Genomic DNA, 19,176 nt, shown 5'->3' with positions numbered 1-19,176 from the left:
TATTGTCAATTATCCTCGTCTATCCCCAGGTACCTGGCAACATATGTATAATACCCCGACTCTGTTATGTTGTCAGCTGCTGTAAATTTATCCGCGACATATAGCTGCATCGCACTGAAACTGTCATCCGATACCTCCGCACCCGTGTGGGATGTCAGCGTGTCCGTGACTGCGTTATATTCAAATGCATCCGTTATAAAGCTTCTGTCCGGGAACAGCACCAGTCCTGTACTGTCTGACAGGATATCCCTTCCTATGATGAGCCTCGAATCATAATCCACTCCCATGACATTGAGCATGGTCGGCAGGATATCTATACTGCTGCACACCTTGTCAACTCTCACCGGCTTCTCCATCGACGCCGACCATATGACAAGTCTGCTCCTGTACGCCTCAAGACTGTTTCCAAAGTTCTCCCCTGCCAGTTCGTCCACAACGTCCATATTGTCATACGGTACATGATCCCCCGCCAGGACGATAACAGTATTGTCCAGCAACCCCTTCTTCTCAAGTCTCTTCATCATATATTCAAGCATCTTTTCCATTTCGTACTGGGATGCCAGATATGCCTTTGTCGTATCCAGGACATAGTTAAGGTCACTGACCACAGCCTTGTTCTTCTCCGCCATGGCATTTGCCGCACCGTATCCATATGGCACATGACCGCTGACCGTCAGGTAGTACAGGTGGAACGGCTGCGTCTCTGTATACTTGTCAAATGTCTCCTCCATCATGACAAGATCCGACTGAGGCCACATGTCCTGTCCGTTCTCGTCAGTCTGATACTCAAGCCCATTACCGCTGGCTATCCACTCGTATCCCAGCGCCGGATGGGTGATATTCCTGTCATAATATGTATAGTCGTTGTCATGGAATCCGTAACAGCTATAGCCGAGTCTCTTGAGCGTATTCGCCATGGAAAACAGCATGCCATTCTCATTGTCGGCAGCCCTGCACATACTGATGTATGAACCGTTCTTAGTCGGGCTTCCCATCAGGTTTGCATACTCTCCGCCTAATGTTGAACCATACCATAGCGGCTGATAGTAATTTTCAAAGACAAAGCCCTCGTCCGCAAGTTTTGACAGTGTAGGGAACAGACCGGAATCAAGCGCATAGCCTGAGAACCCCTCCGCAGTTATCCATATGACATTATAGCCCTCGAACATACCTGTATATTCATTCTTATTTGTCGGGGGTATATTTGCAAAATATTCGCTGAGCGATGAAACCGCATCATTTCCCGCAAGGTCATTTATGGCATCAAAATCCAGATCCAGGACATTCGGGGATGTGTCGATCACAACCTCCTCTGTGGTCGCTTCCGCGACATCCACCGTCTCGGTGGTAATCTCCTGCATCGTTGTGCTCTCTGTGGAGGCAAGTGAATCGATATCGACCTCACCACCCGAGGCAAAGTTTATCCTGCTCTGTGCTGAGCTCTTGCCTGCGATACCCTCTCTGACATCCACCACAAAGCTCTCCATGACGCCGAGCTTTTCAACAGAGAGATCAACCGATGTATATTCCTTGTATAAATTGTACGGACTGTACACATCCGAGGCCACAGCCCACATCACAAACAGTGTTGTGGCATACACCAGAGCTGTTCCGGCGGCACCTATGAGGTTCACCCACCACCTTCTCCTGTCAAATGCCATAAATGTCCATATGCACACGATCATTATGAGCACCGGGACAGCCAGAAGAATAACGTCCACTATCTGTGCCTTTATATTGGATATGACCGTGTCCGCATTGTCCACAGCCTGATTTCCGAATTTTATGGTTCCAATAACAGACAGATAGTTGTTGAAGACCGAATGATATACGTACTGGGCGATGAAGATCACACCCGTAAACAACGTGAACAGCGTTGCAAGTATCTTATTGATGACCGGCGGAAAAAATCCTGTCAGCACGCTGAACACGCCTCCAACCACCACCGCAAATGCTATTATAGCGGCTATGTTCCCATCATCCAGGCTGAAATTCATGCCGTGAAACAGCAATTCATAATACAAGATCAACACAGTGAACAGTATCCACCCCGACCATTTTCTGAAATATTCTCTTACATCCCCAAACATCGCCTTAAAAAACTTTATCATACGTTGGAATCTCCCATATAAACAAAAAAAATAAAGATATGGTCCTTAACTCCATATCTTTATTTTATATAATATTTTAAGACTTTTTACAATATTTTAAGATATATTATATCTACTTTACACCGTACTGATCGTAGTAAGCGTCGATAGCGGCCTTAAGGGTGTCATCTATGATAACTCTTCCCTTATACTCTCTATTGTAAAGATGCTCCACTACCTCTGCCATTGTTACGATGGCTGTTGTCTTGATTCCGTAGTTCTCCTCGATCTCTGTCAGCGCACTCTTCTCGCCCTGGCCTCTCTCCATTCTGTCTACTGAAACCACAAGCCCCATGACATCCACGTCGCCCTGTGCCTTGATGATAGGAAGTGTCTCCTGAATAGATGTTCCGGCTGTTGTGACATCCTCGATGATGACAACCTTATCGCCATCCTCTATAGGACTTCCAAGGAGTATTCCCTTGTCGCCGTGATCCTTTACCTCTTTTCTGTTTGAGCAATACTTGATGTCCTCATCGTACATCTCTGCTATGGACATAGTTGTCGCAACTGTGAGAGGTATTCCCTTGTATGCAGGACCAAATAACACATCAAAGTCCAGACCAAACTCTGCATTTATAGCCTCAGCATAATACTCGCCAAGTCTCTTTAGCTGGGCACCTGTTCTGTAAAAGCCTGTATTGACAAAAAATGGTGTCTTTCTTCCACTCTTTGTAACGAAATCTCCAAACTTGAGTACGTTACAGTCAATCATAAATTCGATAAATTCCTTCTTATATGCTTCCATTTTAATAAAACCTCCTGTATTTACAGGGGTTCCGGGGAACCCCTTATTCTCAAAATAGCCTTACTACACACTTACTACACACTTTTGAGCTTACACAGCCTTTTCCATCTTCATCATCTCTGTAAACAGTGTATCCTCTGTCACATGACAATACAAATCCATTGTCATCTGCAAGGAGCCATGTCCGAGAATCTTCTGTAATGTCTTTGGCTGCATTCCGTTCTCAATTGCTCTGGTTGCAAAAGTATGTCTTAAGCAATGTGGTGAAAACATCTCATAGTCAGGATGCTCTTTTCGAATCCGGTTTACAATGGCACCGATTGCCTCCTGCACTATGAACTGTTGTGTAGGTCTGTTGTTTTTCGTAACAAACACCAAGTCCCTGTACTGTTCCTCTGTTTCGATTCCCTTAAAGAGAATCTTCTGTTTTTGAATGCGCTGTCGTTTCAATGCCTCCAACGCCCTCGTGGTTAATGGAATCGTTCGTCTTCCATTCTTGGTCTTTGCATCATGCATCTCAAAAATGTACTTACCATCTTTTTGAAAATAGCACAATGTGTGACGCACATACAGTACCTTCTTGTCAAAATCAATGTCCTTCCACTGAACACCACAAAGCTCTCCAATACGCATTCCGGTTTCTATGGCAAGCACAAACAGATTATAGTAGAAACTACTCTGTGCCTCACCTAAAAACAACTCTGCTTCACTTACTGTCAGTACACGTCTTTCCTTCTTATCTTCCTTGGAAATCACCGTGTTTAATTGCTTTGCAACATTTTTTGTAAGTAAATCAGAGTCGATTGCTTTTTCCAGCATATCCACCAGAATCTTTTTCGTGTTCTTTCTGGCATTATCAGAAACAAGCTCATTGAGTGCATTCTGCATGATAATCAGGTTCAATGATGTCAGCTTACGCCACCCAAGCTCCTTCTGTATCCGCTTATAATGTGTGGCATAGGATTCCCTAGTGGAATTCCTGCAATTCTTCTTACAGGTATTCATCCAAATCTCATACCACTCATCAAGGGTTACATCCTTGGTGACAACATTCAGTGCCTTCTCATCCTCATACTGTTCCTCACGCATCCTTTTACGAAGTTCATTCAGATTGCTTGCGTATATGGTCTGCGTCTTGCCGAAACGATTCACAAATCGTCCCTGATAAAGTCCATCACTCTTTCTCTGTGTAATGCCTTTACCAAGTTCTTTACCTTTTATGGATTTACCCATATCTGCCTCCTTCCAGCGTGTATATACGTTGAAAGGAACCATCAGTCCACCCAATTGTAGCATATACACACTTAATTTTCAATTAGTTTCATGGTTATTTAATAAATTCATTGTCTTTTTATGAATCAAATTTCCTAGCATCCAATCTGATTCAAAAGCCATTCATCCAGCTTGCCCTTGTGAGCATACAGTCTGTTTCCGATGCGAACCGCGAATACATCAGCATTTTCAGCCAACAACTCACGTGCCTTTGTCTGACCAATCCCCAAATAAGAGCAAAACTCTTTTACAGTCAATAAAGCCTTATCCTTCATTCTTCTACCTCCTCAAAATCCTATTTCTAAGCCAAACACAAATAAATTTCTGTTTTTTCTCCAAAAATACAGAACATTTGTTTGTGTCATGTTATAATGGTTATGCGCATACCATTTCTTTTCAAAAGTAATCGTTTCTTATCAAAAACTATTACTCTCTCACTTATAGGAGATTTAGAAGGGGTTTTGCGGAAGTGTTTTTAAAAAAAGTTGCAAAAAATTTTAAATATGTATATACAAGGCAGGTTTTACGGATAAATGAACATTAGAAAACATCAGGAATTGATGGACTTCTGGGAATATTCTCATAACTTCGACAGCGAAGACGGAGCCTTTTCCATAGATGAGGATATTACCTTTGAGGCATCCCAGCAGGAATTACAAATTGAATTAGAGCATTTTAATGAAATGGATTTGGAACAGGAATTACATCCCATAAAAGATGATAATTTCCAGCCGAAGGATGAGCACCCCAATAAGACCATGTTAAAAAAGGAGCTTCGTGCCATTGCTTTAAAGCGACTGGAGGACGGTGCCCGCACTGTTTCGGATTTTGAGGAAGTGATAAGGGAATGGGACCTATTAGATTCCAACAGAGAACGCAAGGAGCGATATCACGAAATCGGCAGAGAAAACCTAGACAGCAAGAAGGATGTGGCACCACTTGCCATTGTTATCCCGGCTCCCATCAATCATGCTTACTGGCGACAGCTTATGAAAGGGGACTATATAGACATTATCTCTAACTGTCCTTTTGAGATGCACAACTCCCTTTCCGATGAGGACTATTCCAAGATTATTTATGACTTAAAGGACGACCATAAGGAGTTGATATACTTCCTATATCTTAGAGATTTCACTACCAGTCAGCTTGCTGCTTTACGTAATCAGAGCGACAGAAATATCCGTGGTGTCCGCTCTACTATTCTTGGTCAGATTGAGAAAAAGGTTCTTATGATACTGGTGGACAGGCAGGGAGAGGATTTTCCTTCTACCAATGGTAATCTTACCATGGAAGAACTGGACTTCCTATTAAGACATGAAGAAGAGATCCCGGCTACTATGGAAAAACTGGATAAAGAAAAGCTGGCTCTACTAAAGGAAATCGGTGTAGTGGTAAGAAGAATTGCCAGAGAACAGGAAAACCAGGCAAAGGAAGAAACCAAGAAACGCAAGAAAAATAATCGATCGGATCGTAAAAAAAAAGTTTAAATATGCATACAGACGTGCTATGATAGTAATAGTTTTTGCACAGAAAGGAATTACTATGAAGAATATCTTTCAGAAATCCAGTTCCAACTGGGTGAAATATGATAAATACGAATGGCGAACAGCCGCAAACGGAAAGTGTTATATTACACCTTCTGCGGATGCCAAGCCATCCATCTACAATCCTATCAAGGATTATGAGAAGCTGGTGCTGACCGCAATTAACATCGGTACTACTGCCATGAACAAGGCAAGTGAAGTTGAATTAAAAGAAGCCATTATGAGCTTTGTATCCGAATACGGTATGCTGGGACTAATGACTGCCCTGCCTACCACACCGGATTTTATTACATATGAGGCAGTCTATCTGCCAAAGAATCATTTTATCAAGGAAGAAAGCATCTCTACAGAGAAGTATTTGTCCTACTTCTTCCCTTTTGACAACATTGATTTCCGCAAAATGGGTGTGGAATCCAGTTGGAGTACGGATTGCGTGGAAATGATTGCCTTGATTATGACCATGAAGAATAAGCCGCAGGCTGTTATGATGAGCTTTCAGAAGGAATATGCAGAGCCTTATGAATGGCTTGTTGAAGTATTCCGAGACTGGGCATTTACCTTCTTCTCCAGCTTTCTTTATTATCTGGATTATGACAGACTAGATGAGAATGAGCGTAACCTATACCGTCAGGGAATGGCGGCTTTCGGCGGTGTGGCACCTACCTACCGCATAGAACTACGGGAACGCCCTACCATTGTCTGGGATTTCAATTCCTTGTTGTTATGCGTCCAAATGATGTTTTCCTTTATGCTGACGGATGAAAACTCCACCATGAAGGTATGCAAGCACTGCGGCAAGGCTTTTGTTGCCACCAGACCAAATATGGAATTCTGTTCACCACAATGTAAAAACCAGTACAATGTGTATAAGAGCAGGGCAAAAAAGAATAATGACAGCAATCTTGAATAGCGGGAGGACATACACATGAACAAATCGAATATTATTATGTATACAACCGAAGATGGTTTGACAAAAATAGAAACTACCTTTGAAGAAGATACTGTTTGGCTGTCCATTGACCAGATGGCAGAGTTGTTTCAGCGTGATAAATCCACTATATCTCGCCATATCAAAAACATCTTTGAAGAGGGAGAATTACAGCGCATTTCAGTTGTTGCAAATTTTGCAACAACTGCCACCGACGGAAAAACCTACAATGTCGATTACTACAATCTCGATGTAATCATCTCCGTAGGCTACCGTGTAAAATCCCACCGTGGTACACAGTTCCGTATCTGGGCTATGGGAATTTTAAAGGAATATATGAAAAAGGGATTTGCATTAGATGATGACCGACTGAAGAAACTTGGCGGCGGCAATTACTTTGACGAATTGCTTGCCCGTATCAGAGACATCCGGTCATCCGAAAAAGTATTCTGGAGAAAGGTTCTGGAAATCTATGCTACCAGCATCGATTACGATCCTAGTGCAGAAAGCTCCGTCCTATTCTTTAAGCAGGTGCAGAATAAGATGCACTGGGCAGCACACAAGCACACAGCCGCAGAAGTTATTTACCAGCGTGCCGATGCTGAAAAAGATAATATGGGACTTACTTCATGGGCTAGTGACACCATCCGTCGCTCCGATGTGGAAGTTGCCAAAAACTATCTCACCCAGCAGGAGCTGGATGCTTTAAATAAAATAGTTACCGCCTACCTTGATATCGCCGAGGTACATGCTCTTAATCAGGAACCAATGTATATGAAGGACTGGTTGGAAACCATTGACGACTATCTGAAAATGACCCGCCGTGATATTCTTACCAGTAGCGGTCACATCAGCCATAAGCAGGCACTTGATAAGGCTCATTCCGAATACACCAAGTACAAAAACCGCTTGGAAAACACCATTTCCCCGGTTGAACAGGACTTTATCAAAAGCATTGGCACATTGGAAGAGATTGCGGATTTCGGCAATAAATAAATACACAAAATACTTCAGGCGGGTCTAAACAGCCCGCCTGCAACAAAATCAACTTTCTGGATTTCCTAAATCAAATTTAGCAATCGCTTCATCCAAGATTCCGCTCCATTCAGCCAATCCGCATTCATTAAATTTCTGAATCTCGGAATTAATCACGTCTAACAACATTTCCAGCTTTATTTGGTTCCGGATTAGGCTTTGAATATAACCAATGGTTTATAAAAACAGATTTTTCACTCATCTTATTTCTCATGCTCCTATGTTTTATCTCATCTCGGCACACACCATTTCACCCTTAGAATTTACATCCACATCTATCTCATGTCCGCCAAACACGTATCCATCATCATATCCTACAGTATATGAGCCATTCCGATTCACAAATATGTATTTCATGCGCCCCTTTAATGCGTCTGCAAATTCTTCCTGTGTAGAGAAACGAATTTCACATTCATCTTCATATTCTTCCACGCACTCCAATGCAGCATCATACAGATCCTCATCAGATGCAATATACGATCTAAACACCTCATCCTTTGAAGCAATATGCTCTGCAAAATCTCTGGCAACAGTCAAAGGCTTTTTCCAAGTTGCCTTACTGTCCCACTCTACCTCAATATAAATTGTGATGTCATTACCTGCAAAATCATACTTACCTTCAAACAGACCTTCCGATTTTTCTAACACTAATTTCCCCAGCACCTCATCCTCTAAGACAATTGGTGCCAGATACTTTTCCTGATTTTTATCAAGCTTTGTTCCGGATGCATTTTCTTCCAAAACCTCTCTGATGTACAGAAATGCAAGTTCTCCGAAGTAACTATACTGTAATCTTCCTGCCACCTTATAAATGACACCCTCTTTAAATCTGTTAAAATATCCGCTGTTTTTCTCCTGTGCATCATGTTCCTCGTTAGGTATAGGCCATGTCATAACCTTTATCTTCTTCACCATACTGGCAGCGTTTATATCATAGATTGCAACAGCAGAACGTGTAATAATATAATACTTGTGACTCTTGTCCCATCTGGACGAGTCACCTTTTCCAACAAGAACGTAATATATGCTCTCCTCACCCTCAAATTTATTATCTTCCTGATAGATTTCATGTATATCCATAGTCGCTCCTCCACAATAATCAAATCTATTTATGCCGTTGTACACCAAAATATATAATAAAACATTTCCTTTGTTTCTATAACCCAAGCATTGTCAAAATCTGTTATAGTACCTGTTAAGGTTTTTATGGGTTCTCCTATTTCAAAGGATACTTTTCGATTCATTCCCTCAATAATTTCATGTAGCCATTTTACAACATCGTCTGTAGCATCTACAAAAACACAGTTTTTATATTCTTCAGCATCACAAGAAAAATCATTCTTTATCTGATAGTCCAAAGCTTTTTGAATAAATTCATCAATGCTTGATGTTTCATTTTTTCCTGCAACTACTATACATAAAGTCTGTTCTGAAACCTCGCAATTAAAGGCAAGATTACCAAATTCTATTCCGAACATTTAATCACTCCAATCCATAAATCACAACACTGCAACATACCCAACCTGTAGTTCCTTACAATAAATCGGAGGCGATATATTTCGAATCGCATAGTGCAGACATATCAAGCGCTAGCGCTTTTGCAACTGCTGTCAGCACAATATCAGTAGCACCGGTATATGTATATCTGTCTTCCGCTAATGACTCATAATACTTTACAAGCTTTCTGTGATGCTTGTCCTTTACAGTGTTCAAATGCCTTAAAAACAAGTCAGTTCTTTCTGCATCAGGAGCATTGTAAACATCTACAATCCCTCCATTTTCTTTACTAAAATCTCCGAAATACCCCTTATCCCTATAATAAAAACCTTTGGAAGAATAACACTTTCCTTCAAAATATAAATTACGGATAATATCCAGACGAATATCTATGTATTTTTCTTCAACCATTTTTGTTTTAATAAAATCCACTTGCTCAGAATCAACATCAAACAAATATGCTAATGAGAGTAAATTAGCCACATCGTCATATGTTAGGTTCCCTTCACAGTACAGAACCTTCTGTTTATCATTTTCTATATATTCCAAAACATCATGCTTTATCTCATCAATTTCATACCCCAATTGATATTTAATCAAAATAACAGATAATAGCTTTAAGCCTATTGCAATATGAAGTCTTGAGGCATTCTCTTGGTTAAGATTATCTTTATATCGATTAATTCTTTTTTCAAGATTTTCTAATTCTTTCTGATAGTATTCCTTTGACTTAAAATCATCTTTTATTCTATTCATAATTTTATCCCTTCATTCCGACTAATAAATTTTTCTTAATACTCTCCCGGACATACTTCTATTCCCAACGAATATTTTACCTCATTCAATAGCTCTTCCTCAGTTAAGTTATACGGAAAAGGCTCTGCATCCTCCATAGCATTATTCATAAGTTCATCATATGTTCCATACTCTATCACAATAAATGGTTTATCCGAAAAACAAACTTCATCCACTCTATAATACTGTCCATTATACTCAAAAGTCGGTCTGACAGAACTGTTTTTCACAGCATCATTTCCTCTTCCGTCAAGAAATGACACCACAAACCGTATTGCGGCTCCGTAAAATCATATTGCAATGATTTCTCCCAATCCTTTGCATTCAAAAGCGTTAAAATATTCTTATCTTCTCCATTTGTTCGGTATGTGCTGCAGCGACACTTCATGCCATGAAATTCTACAATCATTTTTTTACATCCTTACTATTTTTTGTTCAACCATATTACTCAATTTTTAGCCTCTACCAAAATATAAAACTTATATTCCTCGTTCTCAATCCACATGGAAGTCTTTGTAATTTGCACATTTAAAGGGCACTGGTCATCAAATACCGTATAACATTTCGTTCCCGAGCCCTGATATACAGCCTCTCCGTAATATTCCTTTTTCATATATGTAAGCTTCAGCTTTAATGCTTTATCAAAAGTAGACCATGCATTCGAATCATTTTTCAGATATAACTCCTTGCACCTTTCTGCTTCCATTACCATATCCGAAAAATTCAACAGCTCGATTTCTGTATTTTTATCTATTTTTAATTTTGTCTTCTTAAAGCCATTTATCACCTTTACCTTTGGAACAGATGGCACTTTTGCTTCTACTTCTGCTTCAAAAGAAACGTTTTCTCCACATTCCTCATTCCAAAACACATTCGCCTGACCGGACCATTTTACCTTAATCAAATCCTGCGTAACATCTAAAATATCAATTTTTCCTGATGTGACATCCTCGTGCTCTAACACATACAAAGTTCCTGCCTCTTCGCCCTTGTTATTATAAGCCTCATTCCATTCAAAGCTTTTTCCTATTAATTTATTTGGTTCTTTTACTCCGATATGAAAACCATTATTATGATACAATCTAATGGTTCTAAGCTCATAATCCAAATCTTCACCCTCATAGCTTCCGTCTATATCCAGAAACATGATTAATGATTTGTTATCTTCTGACATCTCAAAACCTACATTAGCAGCAGTGATTTTATATTCATAATTATTCAGTTTCAAATACATATCGATTCCTCCCGGCATTGTGTTGCTAAATTTCTAATTTTTCATTTTGAGATAAAATGTACTCCACTGGATTTTTGCAAAACCGATTTGCTCTTGATTTTTTCATAACCCCAATTATCTCTTCCATTCGTGGTGAGTAAATCTTATCTCCCACAAGAAACATTGCACCGATTTCTTGTACATATTCAATCACTGAAATTAAGTTGGTTTTCGTAAGACTTCGCAAATCCAATCGACAGCTTATTTCATCTAATATGTTATCAATGTATATGAACTCTATACACGTTTCATCCGATTTTCCATACTGGATAATGTCTTTTGACCAACTATCCTCCTGTTCAAGAAACTTAAGATTATGCGGTGGTTGAGGTATCCCTTTCCACGAAATCATTTCATCATGACTTAATCTATCAAAATTTAATCTTGCCGGTATAATATTGCATTGAAACTGCCATATCGCCATGTTAAGTCCACCCACTATCATCTATGTTATAAACATAGAATTAAAACATTCTCTCTGTATCCGTCAAGTAAACATCCTCTCCATACATACGGATAAGTTGTGCATCTTCCTCCATTAATGCCTCCACCAGCATGCGGACATTAGCCTCTGTAAGTTTTTCAACAAAAATAAACGGCGATCCGGGTTTAAGGAATGGCACATTATCTTTTTTCATAAGATACGCCACATTATCCGGAGTAGCAACAACAAATGTATATTGCTTCCCATTCTCAGTTTGAACAAGCACATCCATATTATCATTATCAGGATTGATACTGTCAAACGCTGTAGGAAAAATAATATTGTAATTCATAAGATTCTCCCTTCGTATATGAGTCTCACCTTATACTTTTCATGAAATAATTATCCAATAGCCTTCTAATATAGGATGGTGTCACAGGTACTTCCGAATCAAACGGTGGATATTCCAGATTTATCTTCTTATCTTCTGACAAAATGTGAATTCTTAATCTTCCATTATCATCAGCACGCACAAACCAATAGAATATATTTCCTTCATATTCTATTTTTCTTTTCCCTTTCTTTGCAACCATACTCAAAACCACCAATCCTATTAAACCATTTTTTTAATTTCTCCATACCAGCTCATCAGCTCTGACACAGGTGATATTCCACTCTTGGTATAGTTGTCATAACGATAGGATGCATCGAATTTATGCGTAGCAACATCAAATTCCAGCTTATATTCATTGGGACATTTTTGTTGATAACTATCACACAATTCAACCAGCTTATTAATATCTTTTGTTCCAATTGATAAAAACTCGTCAGAAGCTTCATCATCAGCAAAATTCCCCGCGGGTATAACATCGTTTCCTTTCACGAAAATGGCATTAAACATTTTCTGTGATGTATCTTGGTAAATGTAGATATATATTTTATCAACATTTCCGTTTGTATACTCCATACATAGAGATACAAACTCCGCCTGTAAATCAGTAAACGCGTCTTCAAAACCTTTCATCACAATTTTCTCCTTTATCCACGTATTTTCTCCAGTTCAAATTTTAAAACACAATCTCTCCAAGGTCCGGATAGCCCTTCTTAAGCACATCCATATTCCTTTTTAGCAGCGATAGTTTATCCGGCTGATTACTCTTAAAATAATCCGTAATAACTTGAAGTAGTGAAAGAATTTCCTCTCTTCGGTATGTGGATTGTGATATAGTCGCTATGGCGTAATAATATCCTTCCACCGGCTCCACTTTATTCTTCCCATCAGAGAACGGATACCTATTTTCTTCCAATGCTTTCATAATCACATCTACGATTCCACATCCTCTGAAAAAGGTAACATTCTCTGGTAGTCCTTTAATTTGATTAGCGCATGACTAAAAGAAGCTATCTTCTTACAATACTTCCAGATCTTTTCCTTATTGGTGTCGTCTGTATGAGACATAAGGATATAGGTCATAGGCTTTGTAATTATCATTTTTCTTTTGTCATCAAATATACCCTGTGCCTGTAATTCTTTAAATGATAACATTTCAAATGTATGTATAACCTCTCTCATTTCCTCTATTGTAGGCGCTGTATCCTTCATTGTATTTACCTCCGTTTTAGGCTATTTATAGCACTTTTAAAGCTTCTATCATTAATCACTCAACTTCATGTAATCATCTACCGGAATTCCACCCATGCAGATAATTCGTACATCATCCCATCTTTCTTTTAATGATTTTCCTCTATAAATTGTTGCATTCACTAATTCATCTGCTGTTAAAAATTCCGTTCCATTAGGAATATCACACAATCCAGCCCAGTAGGGTTTATCGTACTGTGGAAGGCAACCTATATAGTGTTCTGGTTCACTTATTTCACCAACAAAATAGAAGGATGTTTCATTCATAATTTCGCCTTTTCTCAATTCTGCCAAGAAATAGTTAAAATCTACTGCATTCAAATTATATTCTGTATGGTCCATATACTATATCCTCATAATAAACAACCATCACCGACGGCAACAAAATCAAAACCAAATCAGATGGATAACAAAAATCCGACCACTTTGTACAAAAAAGATTAATTGGCAATTGCAAGCCATTTTCACAGTCATAATATACCAATATCTTGTCCACATTTAATTCACTAAAAAATGTTTCAAAAGCTTCTCTGGTTTTATCTTCATTCTTTCCCCACTGGCAATCTTTAATTAATACTGGAGCACTATGATGAACGATATCGTTTATGTATGCACTCTCTTGAAATATTTCCTTTTCACAAATCCGAATCCATTCCTTCTCTACTTCATCCTTGGATATAACACTTATTGTAGATAGTTCCTGTTCAGATAGTACTGCATATTTTTCATCGCTAAATCTCCAATAATATTTGAAATCTTCAATACTCAAATAATCACCTGCTTTTTCTGCAATTTCTTTAACTCATCAAAGGTATAATCCCTATAATTTTCACCCGGCTCCAGAATAGAATTTGTCGTTGCCGGAATCACCTTTAGCAATTCATTCACATCAATGTCTTTCGGAAACGAAACAATATCCCCGTGTTCGTTTTCGTCCTTATGTGCACAGAAGATAAATTCTCCCGCTTCCCAGTCGATAGCAAATGTATTCATACATCCAACCGCATCTAAATCCATTAGTTCCTCATGATTTGCTATAAAATTCTCATATATGAATTCAAATAATGCATCCTTTTCAATTTTAATGATTCTACATTCATTGTCCTTCATCTGTCACACCTCACAACAGTTTTTGAAATCTGCATATTATATCCACTCTCCATAAAACCATATATTCGATTTCGTATAATAGTCTTCATCATTGAGTTCTTCTATATATCCAATCTCAGGCAACTTTGTCATGATTCCTCTTTCTTTCGCAAAGGAACGCTTATCATCCACTCTCGTCCATATCTGATAAGGTCCTTTCCTGTCCCAAAAGGAATTATAATACTCCTCATCATAGAAAATAATAATCTGGGATTCCCGTACATCCGGATAGGTTATAGCTGCTACTACCTTACAAAATGGTAAATCCTTCGGCTTGTTACCGATAATTTCCTCGGTCTTTTCAAGCCATTTCTTACAAAATGCAGTCTTAATCTTACCAGAGGTTTTAGGTTTCGAAAGCCATGGTCCGCATGGTACGTGAAAATGCTCGTATGAATCCTCTGTATCTTTGAAGGGCAAATCATTTGCATTTTTAAATGGATCTATTTTATCCATCCATCTTAACAGTCTTTTAAATTTTCTCTGATGTCCTCTGGATTTGCTTCGAATCATATATATTGACATTTTGCTTTCCCTTCTGTATCTTATCTGGCGCCATCCATCCACGAACCATATGCCTGACTTTCAATGTATTTTAAATTCAGCTTTTCATATTCCTCTATGGCATCACACAATCCCCTGTCGTAAGATTTACACAGCATCATTACATTATCATTTTGATAATAATCTGTATTTATGCGTACTTTCTGCCTGGTTTCCTTGGGATTATAATAGATGACATATTTCTTATCGCAATACTCCGGTGCAATGGTTTGACCTTCTGTAAGTATATTTTCCAGCTGTAACTTAATATAATTTCCCATATCAATCCCCCTAAGGCCGTCCCTGCTCCACAATCATCTCTACATTTTCAAACACATCCACAAACACCTGCTTTGCTCTTTCCAAAAGCTTATGACATACCTCCGGTTCCTGAAACAAAAAGCTTACACGCAACTCTATTCTTTTTACATCAGGATATTTTTCTTCATATTGTTTGGAATCTATGTACCAAATATAATTATTGAGTTTCTCCTGCAACAACAATAAATGTCGATTCATATCTGACCAGTCCATTCCATCTGCAAGAAGAAGTATCAAACTTGAAGTTTCCTGTTCATACGCCAAGCCATCTATGGTATCTGTATTTTCAACGTTCAGCTTATTATTGTTATTCTCTAACTCCATATCATCACCTATTCCATTATTTTCCGTATTTCCTCTGCATTTTCTTTCAAATAGCGATATTCACTTTTATCCGCCAAATCCAAATATTTTTCAAGTTCAGCCGAATGAATAATATGCAACACATGAAGTACCACAATCTTTTGGTACTCTGATGCATAAGCATCATCCTTATATTTATCTCTCCACCAAAAATCTATTGCATACTCCTCGGCTTTGTCCGGGTAAATATAAGCTAAGGATTGCAAAGCAAGACGCTGTGTATACTCATTATCAACCTGCAAAAAATCGAATATCAGCTCCCTTATTTCATCCTTACCATTACAATCCTTCAGACTCTCTGCGAATTGCCACTTTGCATTTATGTAATCAGTAGACAACACTTTCTTGCATAATAATTCGTACCACTCAGGATAATCTAATAACATTGCTACAATACGGCTACATTCGTTATCCCTTGCAATCCCAAATAAAATATCATCAAGCATCTGCTTCGAAGCTTCATCACAGGACGTGGTCTTAATTATATCAAATATAACATCACACATATCGTCAAATTCATTTAAGTCAATCTCCCATTCCCCATTGTCGCGACTTTCGCTCCAATCCGGATAGTCTTTATTCGCTCTTTTTATAAATTTGGCAATACACTTATGCAATTTTCTTTCATAATTATCAAACATATCTTACCTACCAATCAATAGCTTTATAACACATACAACTACGCTACTTGTACAACCTACACTTTACCATGTTCAGGAGGTTCATTCCACTTATATTTTCTATATTTTTTATTAAAGGGCGAACTGTAAATTACAACAATTCGCCCACAACATAACAATATAGCAAATATTACGTTTTAATAATTACTACCTTGTTTCTCTACTCTTCTGTACGCTGATACTTCTCGAATCATCTCTTACACCATAGTATTTCTTACGATACTGATATTCAGCCATAAATTCATCATACACAGTCATCTTATAACGGATACTATTCATCTTCTCTCTCGTATATCCCATACGCTGACAGTAAGCATTATATTCTGCTGTATAATCATCTGTAGGCACAGGTAGAAGCGAAGCACGTTCTTCCATAGACAGCTTAGTATAATCAATCGTTTCCGGAAAAACCTCTGTATCTTCTGATACTTTTTCTTCTGTCTCAGGAATTTCAACATCTGCTTCCTCTGATACTACAATAGCCAGTAGCTCGTCTATTGAAGCAGTCTGAATAGCTGCGATCTTAGAATCCTCTACAGTCTCAGAAATCTGCTCTTGTATTGCTTTCTCTGCGTCCTTCACTTCCGCAAATTCCTCATAAGACATAATATCTTCCTTTGCCATCTCCAAAGTCACATCTGCTGTATCTTGGTATTTGATATCTTCCAAATAATCCATATACTCCCACTTCCACTTATGGGTAGAACTGGAAAGCTGGCTTAACACCATATCCCAAAGTTCTACTGCTCTGGCAGCTTTTTCATGATACAGTTCTACTGCCTGCTGTCGCTCAAACTCATCTTTGGTCATAACCGGTGCTGTAAGCTCCCCTTCCATGAATCCGGCTGCATCATTTACATTTATAAACTGTGATTGCAGATAATCCACATAGTCTTTATTCCAGTCCTCTCTTGCAAGCTCTTCACTACAATAATCCTGACAAATACGATTTCTGTCAAATGCCAGTTTTCTTTTCCGCGCAAGAAGCTCTCTCTGCTTCTGCTCCTCCTGTAGCTGTTTCTCCTTCCTTGCAGCCTCTTCTCTGGCAAGTGCCTCTGCTTTTACCCTTGCTACTTCCTCAGCAATGCGACGGGCTTCTTTTTCCGCATTACGCTCTGCCACAACCTTTGCAATTCTTTCTACAAGGTCAGCTTTGCCATAACCTTCTCCCAGCTTATTTCCTCGAATACCCTGCTTCATACCCGACGTGGAAAATGTCACTGTTTTATTCGTAACACGAATCTTCCAGTTATACATAAATTGCAGACATTCAACCATTTGCTCAAAGGAATCCACGAAAGGCAACAGCTTGTCTATGGTATCCCGAATCAATTCTCTGTTAGAAGTGACACCAACACCGTCCTTGGCATTCTGATTCATCAGATTCTTTTCCACCCAGTAGTTGTCCGTGTGCTTCTTAGCAAGCAAATCTACCTGTCCTAAACCCAGTCGGATACACTTCTCCATTACCCACTTTTTTGCATGGAACATCATCTTCCCGGTGCTTTTGTGCTTACAGCCCAGCTTCCATTCACAGGGTTTCTCATGCCACCTGCTCTGCTTTCCGGCATACTTTCTGACAGAATTGATAACCATGTGAACGTGCATATTCTGACTGCCATTGTGACCATCCGGATGAACTGCCACCACTGCCTGATGCCCCGGTGCGAATACCGAAAGCCATTGCTTGCCAAATTCCAACGCCTGCTCTATGGTAATGGGATCATTTGGCTCAAAGCTGATGATATAGTGATGCGCCTTTACATCCTTTACGGAATTATTCTTGCCATACAGACGATTGACCTCGATACATTCTGCACCAAAGCTGTCCACATCACAGTTCACACCTACAATCAGATAATTCTCACGCTCTTGTATTCTGCCTTTTTCATCCAACACAGGCTTGTTGGTATATTCATCAAACTGGCAGGTAAGATACTCCACCGCCGAAGAATAAAATCGGTTCTTTACTGAGATATGCTTCAAAATCGCCATTAACCTTCACCATCCTCTCCACTTTTGCGCCTACGCTTCTTTCCACAGGCAACATCCTCCAATGCAGGAAGTATTTTAAATTTCAAATCCAACAGCTCCCTTATGGCTTCCTTCAGTTCATAATAAATGCTGTAAAAATCTCCGCCACCATTTAAGTGCTTTGCTATCTGGTTCAGGTTGGAACCAATCTTGCCCAGCTGCATGGAATACTCCTTCAGCAGACTGGTATCACCATAACAAGGAAGCTTTCTTCCTAATGCACACCGTCTGATATATTCCGAGGTGCTAAGCCCGGTCTTTCTTGCCTTCGCTTCAATCTCTTCCTTATCCTCTGCCGAAATACGCATGGACATCAGAACCATATTCTCTTTCTTTTTATCTGTATTTCTCATAAATTCCTCCATTCCGATACACAAAAAAGCAGGTAAATAAATACCTGCTCCCTCGTACCTACAAAATATAAATTTTTAATTGCTACTCCAATAGAATAATTAAACTGCCGGATACGTCAGAAGATTTTCCCCGATGCAGATTCTGCATCTCCCCTCCCGTGCATAGCCTCGCTCCCCTAAGGTCGCTCACCAATGCGCTCGTTGCACTCACGGATATTTCCTTTAGCAGTCTGTTGCGGCTCGTTATAATTCGCTCGCCGAATATATGGAAATGTGTCATACACCTGTCTTACAGAAATCTGCTAATCACATTTCTCATAAGAAATCCTGCTATAGCCTCCGCATCATTTTCCTTAAGAAATCCTTCTTTCGCTGATGCGTGCCGACCTAAGTCGGCATGGGCTCCGGATACGTCGCATAAGGTA

Annotated in this window: 27 protein-coding genes; 3 read left to right on the top strand and 24 right to left on the bottom strand. The window is 39.3% G+C overall.

Features of this window, described 5'->3' with window-relative positions:
* Positions 1-5: 5 nt before the first annotated feature.
* The 4 genes from DXB91_RS08165 to DXB91_RS08150 all read right to left on the bottom strand — a co-directional run bounded on the left by DXB91_RS08165 (position 6) and on the right by DXB91_RS08150 (position 4,445).
* A complete protein-coding gene (locus DXB91_RS08165; RefSeq protein ID WP_118017466.1) occupies positions 6-2,111 on the bottom strand; it encodes an LTA synthase family protein in 2,106 nt (701 codons plus the stop codon).
* Positions 2,112-2,223: 112 nt separating this feature from the next.
* Positions 2,224-2,898: an orotate phosphoribosyltransferase gene (pyrE, locus tag DXB91_RS08160; protein ID WP_118017464.1), complete on the bottom strand. Its 675-nt coding sequence runs from the start codon at positions 2,896-2,898 to the stop codon at positions 2,224-2,226.
* A gap of 90 nt (positions 2,899-2,988) precedes the next feature.
* A complete protein-coding gene (locus tag DXB91_RS08155) occupies positions 2,989-4,131 on the bottom strand; it encodes a tyrosine-type recombinase/integrase (RefSeq protein WP_117549079.1) in 1,143 nt (380 codons plus the stop codon).
* Between the two features lie 134 nt (positions 4,132-4,265).
* Positions 4,266-4,445 carry a helix-turn-helix domain-containing protein gene (locus DXB91_RS08150; protein WP_015534801.1) on the bottom strand — a complete coding sequence of 60 codons (180 nt, stop codon included), beginning with the start codon at positions 4,443-4,445 and terminating at the stop codon, positions 4,266-4,268.
* Positions 4,446-4,703: 258 nt separating this feature from the next.
* Between DXB91_RS08150 and DXB91_RS08145 the strand changes: the two genes are divergently transcribed.
* Genes DXB91_RS08145 through DXB91_RS08135 form a run of 3 tightly spaced genes read left to right on the top strand, consistent with a single transcriptional unit; the run spans position 4,704 to position 7,638 of the window.
* Complete coding sequence (locus DXB91_RS08145; protein ID WP_117549080.1) at positions 4,704-5,657, top strand: hypothetical protein; 954 nt, start codon at positions 4,704-4,706, stop codon at positions 5,655-5,657.
* A gap of 55 nt (positions 5,658-5,712) precedes the next feature.
* On the top strand, positions 5,713-6,624 hold the full coding sequence (locus DXB91_RS08140) for a hypothetical protein (protein ID WP_117549081.1): 912 nt from the start codon (positions 5,713-5,715) through the stop codon (positions 6,622-6,624).
* A gap of 15 nt (positions 6,625-6,639) precedes the next feature.
* Complete coding sequence (locus DXB91_RS08135) at positions 6,640-7,638, top strand: virulence RhuM family protein (protein WP_117549082.1); 999 nt, start codon at positions 6,640-6,642, stop codon at positions 7,636-7,638.
* Positions 7,639-7,902: 264 nt separating this feature from the next.
* Here DXB91_RS08135 and DXB91_RS08130 read toward each other — a convergent pair whose 3' ends face one another.
* From DXB91_RS08130 to DXB91_RS08030, 20 genes are all read right to left on the bottom strand, one after another.
* Positions 7,903-8,757, bottom strand: a complete 855-nt coding sequence (locus DXB91_RS08130) for a DUF2262 domain-containing protein (RefSeq protein WP_118017462.1) — start codon at positions 8,755-8,757, stop codon at positions 7,903-7,905.
* 29 nt (positions 8,758-8,786) lie between these two features.
* Complete coding sequence (locus DXB91_RS08125) at positions 8,787-9,155, bottom strand: hypothetical protein (RefSeq protein WP_055144730.1); 369 nt, start codon at positions 9,153-9,155, stop codon at positions 8,787-8,789.
* 55 nt (positions 9,156-9,210) lie between these two features.
* Positions 9,211-9,930 (bottom strand): PoNe immunity protein domain-containing protein, encoded by a 720-nt coding sequence (locus DXB91_RS08120; RefSeq protein ID WP_055144732.1) that lies wholly within the window; start codon positions 9,928-9,930, stop codon positions 9,211-9,213.
* A gap of 35 nt (positions 9,931-9,965) precedes the next feature.
* Entirely contained in the window at positions 9,966-10,199 is a 234-nt protein-coding gene (locus DXB91_RS08115; RefSeq protein ID WP_055144735.1) for a hypothetical protein, read from the bottom strand.
* A 218-nt stretch (positions 10,200-10,417) separates the two neighbouring features.
* A complete protein-coding gene (locus DXB91_RS08105) occupies positions 10,418-11,203 on the bottom strand; it encodes a hypothetical protein (RefSeq protein WP_118017460.1) in 786 nt (261 codons plus the stop codon).
* A 25-nt stretch (positions 11,204-11,228) separates the two neighbouring features.
* Complete coding sequence (locus DXB91_RS08100; RefSeq protein ID WP_055144743.1) at positions 11,229-11,666, bottom strand: hypothetical protein; 438 nt, start codon at positions 11,664-11,666, stop codon at positions 11,229-11,231.
* A 40-nt stretch (positions 11,667-11,706) separates the two neighbouring features.
* Positions 11,707-12,018 carry a hypothetical protein gene (locus tag DXB91_RS08095; protein WP_055144746.1) on the bottom strand — a complete coding sequence of 104 codons (312 nt, stop codon included), beginning with the start codon at positions 12,016-12,018 and terminating at the stop codon, positions 11,707-11,709.
* Positions 12,019-12,043: 25 nt separating this feature from the next.
* Positions 12,044-12,259: a hypothetical protein gene (locus DXB91_RS08090; RefSeq protein ID WP_055144749.1), complete on the bottom strand. Its 216-nt coding sequence runs from the start codon at positions 12,257-12,259 to the stop codon at positions 12,044-12,046.
* 20 nt (positions 12,260-12,279) lie between these two features.
* Entirely contained in the window at positions 12,280-12,690 is a 411-nt protein-coding gene (locus DXB91_RS08085; protein ID WP_055144752.1) for a hypothetical protein, read from the bottom strand.
* Between the two features lie 43 nt (positions 12,691-12,733).
* The gene (locus DXB91_RS08080) at positions 12,734-12,982 is read right to left on the bottom strand and encodes a hypothetical protein (protein ID WP_133300871.1); all 249 of its coding nucleotides are present in this window, start codon (positions 12,980-12,982) and stop codon (positions 12,734-12,736) included.
* Positions 12,983-12,990: 8 nt separating this feature from the next.
* Positions 12,991-13,269, bottom strand: a complete 279-nt coding sequence (locus DXB91_RS08075; RefSeq protein WP_117549086.1) for a hypothetical protein — start codon at positions 13,267-13,269, stop codon at positions 12,991-12,993.
* Positions 13,270-13,320: 51 nt separating this feature from the next.
* Complete coding sequence (locus DXB91_RS08070) at positions 13,321-13,650, bottom strand: hypothetical protein (RefSeq protein ID WP_243003549.1); 330 nt, start codon at positions 13,648-13,650, stop codon at positions 13,321-13,323.
* Positions 13,631-14,077 (bottom strand): hypothetical protein, encoded by a 447-nt coding sequence (locus tag DXB91_RS08065; RefSeq protein ID WP_158564587.1) that lies wholly within the window; start codon positions 14,075-14,077, stop codon positions 13,631-13,633. Before DXB91_RS08065 ends, DXB91_RS08070 begins: the two co-directional genes overlap by 20 nt.
* Positions 14,074-14,418, bottom strand: a complete 345-nt coding sequence (locus DXB91_RS08060; RefSeq protein WP_118017456.1) for a hypothetical protein — start codon at positions 14,416-14,418, stop codon at positions 14,074-14,076. The genes DXB91_RS08065 and DXB91_RS08060 overlap by 4 nt, the downstream gene beginning before the upstream one ends.
* 36 nt (positions 14,419-14,454) lie before the next feature.
* Positions 14,455-14,982 carry a DUF3916 domain-containing protein gene (locus DXB91_RS08055; RefSeq protein ID WP_055144767.1) on the bottom strand — a complete coding sequence of 176 codons (528 nt, stop codon included), beginning with the start codon at positions 14,980-14,982 and terminating at the stop codon, positions 14,455-14,457.
* Between the two features lie 20 nt (positions 14,983-15,002).
* Positions 15,003-15,281 (bottom strand): hypothetical protein, encoded by a 279-nt coding sequence (locus DXB91_RS08050; RefSeq protein ID WP_055144769.1) that lies wholly within the window; start codon positions 15,279-15,281, stop codon positions 15,003-15,005.
* A 10-nt stretch (positions 15,282-15,291) separates the two neighbouring features.
* On the bottom strand, positions 15,292-15,645 hold the full coding sequence (locus DXB91_RS08045; RefSeq protein WP_117874275.1) for a DUF6572 domain-containing protein: 354 nt from the start codon (positions 15,643-15,645) through the stop codon (positions 15,292-15,294).
* Between the two features lie 8 nt (positions 15,646-15,653).
* The gene (locus DXB91_RS08040) at positions 15,654-16,325 is read right to left on the bottom strand and encodes a hypothetical protein (protein WP_055144775.1); all 672 of its coding nucleotides are present in this window, start codon (positions 16,323-16,325) and stop codon (positions 15,654-15,656) included.
* A gap of 186 nt (positions 16,326-16,511) precedes the next feature.
* The gene (locus DXB91_RS08035) at positions 16,512-18,359 is read right to left on the bottom strand and encodes a relaxase/mobilization nuclease domain-containing protein (protein ID WP_015534769.1); all 1,848 of its coding nucleotides are present in this window, start codon (positions 18,357-18,359) and stop codon (positions 16,512-16,514) included.
* Complete coding sequence (locus DXB91_RS08030; protein ID WP_015534770.1) at positions 18,359-18,751, bottom strand: plasmid mobilization protein; 393 nt, start codon at positions 18,749-18,751, stop codon at positions 18,359-18,361. Before DXB91_RS08030 ends, DXB91_RS08035 begins: the two co-directional genes overlap by 1 nt.
* Positions 18,752-19,176 lie beyond the last annotated feature (425 nt).

The organism is Coprococcus sp. OM06-34AC (assembly GCF_003462545.1).
Classification (GTDB): Bacteria; Bacillota; Clostridia; order Lachnospirales; family Lachnospiraceae; genus Coprococcus; species Coprococcus aceti.
The sequence above is the reverse complement of the archived record's forward strand: the minus strand, read 5'-3'. Positions and strand labels throughout refer to the sequence as shown.